Source organism: Mesorhizobium sp. M7A.F.Ca.CA.004.12.1.1 (assembly GCF_003997835.1).
Classification (GTDB): Bacteria; Pseudomonadota; Alphaproteobacteria; order Rhizobiales; family Rhizobiaceae; genus Mesorhizobium.
In genome coordinates this window covers 1-1851 of the sequence record NZ_RZRK01001026.1, presented here as the reverse complement: position 1 = coordinate 1851, position 1851 = coordinate 1, and the positions used below count along the sequence as shown (strand labels likewise).

Here is a 1851-nt window from a genome sequence, read left to right as displayed (position 1 = left end):
ACATCAAGTAAGGCTCCTCCCGGTGCCGACTGCCGGTCGCCTCCTTGACCGGCAACGGCCGCCCGAATTCCCAGTTCGGGCGGCCGCCTTTAACGCCTTTTGAAAATTCAGTCTGACCAGTGAAGGGTGACGTCATGGCTACTCAGCAGACCCGTTCGCTTGCCCGTTTCATGATGGCGCCATCCGTGGTGCTGCTGTTCGTCTGGATGATTGTGCCGCTGGTCATCACCATCTGGTTCTCTTTCCAGCAATACAATCCGCTCAATCCGATCCGCGACGGCTTTGTCGGCTTCTCGAATTACGCGTTGTTCTATTCCAACCCGGCCTTCCTGCAGTCGATCCTCAACACGCTCACATTGGTGGTCAGCGTGCTCCTGATCACGGTGATCGGCGGTATCCTTCTGGCGCTGCTGATCGATCAGCCGATGTGGGGCCAGGGCATCGTGCGCATCCTGGTCATTTCGCCGTTCTTCGTCATGCCGCCGGTGGCCGCATTGGTGTGGAAGAACATGATCATGCACCCGCAATATGGGGTGTTCGCCGACATAGCGCGCTTCTTCGGGGCCCAGCCGATCGACTGGTTCGGGCAGCATCCGATGCTGGCGATCATCATCATCGTCGCCTGGCAATGGCTGCCTTTCGCCACGCTCATTCTCTTGACCGCGCTGCAGTCGCTCGACGGCGAGCAGAAGGAAGCCGCCGAGATGGACGGCGCCGGCTTCATCAGCCGCTTCATCTATCTGACGCTGCCGCACATGTCGCGCGCCATCACGGTCGTCATCCTGATCCAGACGATCTTCCTTCTCTCCGTCTATGCCGAGATCCTCGTCACCACCAATGGCGGCCCGGGATACGCCTCCACCAACCTGCCCTTCCTCGTCTACCAGAAGGCGTTGCTGGAGTTCAAAATCGGCCAGGCATCCGCCGGCGGTGTGATCGCCGTCATTCTCGCCAACATCGTTGCCTTCTTCGCCATGCGCGCCGTCGGCAAGAACCTGGACAAGTAAGGGAGGCTACGATGGCACGCTCAGTCACCACCCAGCACAAGACGATTGCGACAGTTGCCGCCTGGATCGTCGCCCTGCTGATCTTCTTCCCGATCCTCTACACGATCATCACCTCGTTCAAGTCGGAGCAGGAAGCCATCCAGGGCTTCAGCATCATCCCGTCGGGAACGTTCGAGAGCTATGCCGAGGTTCAGGCGCAGAGCGGCTACTTCAAATTCTTTTTCAACTCGGTGCTGCTCTCGGTCGGCTCGACCATCCTGGCCCTGCTCGTCGCCATACCGGCGGCATGGTCGATGGCCTTCTCGCCGACCAAGCGGACCAAGGACATCTTGATGTGGATGCTGTCCACCAAGATGATGCCCGCGGTCGCGGTGCTGTTCCCGATCTACCTGATCTTCCGCGACACAGGACTGCTCGACAGCCGGATCGGCCTGATGATCATGCTGATGCTGATCAATCTGCCGATCGTGGTGTGGATGCTCTAGACCTACTTCCGCGAAATACCGGGCGAGATCCTGGAAGCGGCACGCATGGACGGCGCGTCGCTGTGGAACGAGATCGTCTATGTGCTGACGCCGATGGCGGTGCCGGGCATCGCCTCGACGATGCTGCTCAACATCATCCTAGCCTGGAACGAGGCGTTCTGGACGATCCGGCTGACGACGACGGAAGCAGCACCGCTGACCGCCTTCATCAGCTCGTTCTCCAGCCCGCAAGGCCTGTTCTGGGCCAAGCTCTCGGCCGCCTCGACACTGGCCATCGCGCCGATCCTGATCATGGGCTGGTTCAGCCAGAAGCAGCTGGTGCGCGGCCTGACATTTGGTGCGGTCAAATAATTGATGGC

The 1851-nt window shown here is 60.0% G+C and carries 1 protein-coding gene and 1 pseudogene; both read left to right on the top strand.

Going from position 1 to position 1851, the window contains the following annotated elements:
• Nucleotides 1–134 precede the first annotated feature (134 nt).
• Complete coding sequence (locus EN984_RS33135; RefSeq protein ID WP_013528414.1) at nucleotides 135–1007, top strand: sugar ABC transporter permease; 873 nt, start codon at nucleotides 135–137, stop codon at nucleotides 1005–1007.
• 11 nt (nucleotides 1008–1018) lie between these two features.
• Nucleotides 1019–1843, top strand: a pseudogene (locus tag EN984_RS33130) (carbohydrate ABC transporter permease).
• Nucleotides 1844–1851: the final 8 nt, after the last annotated feature.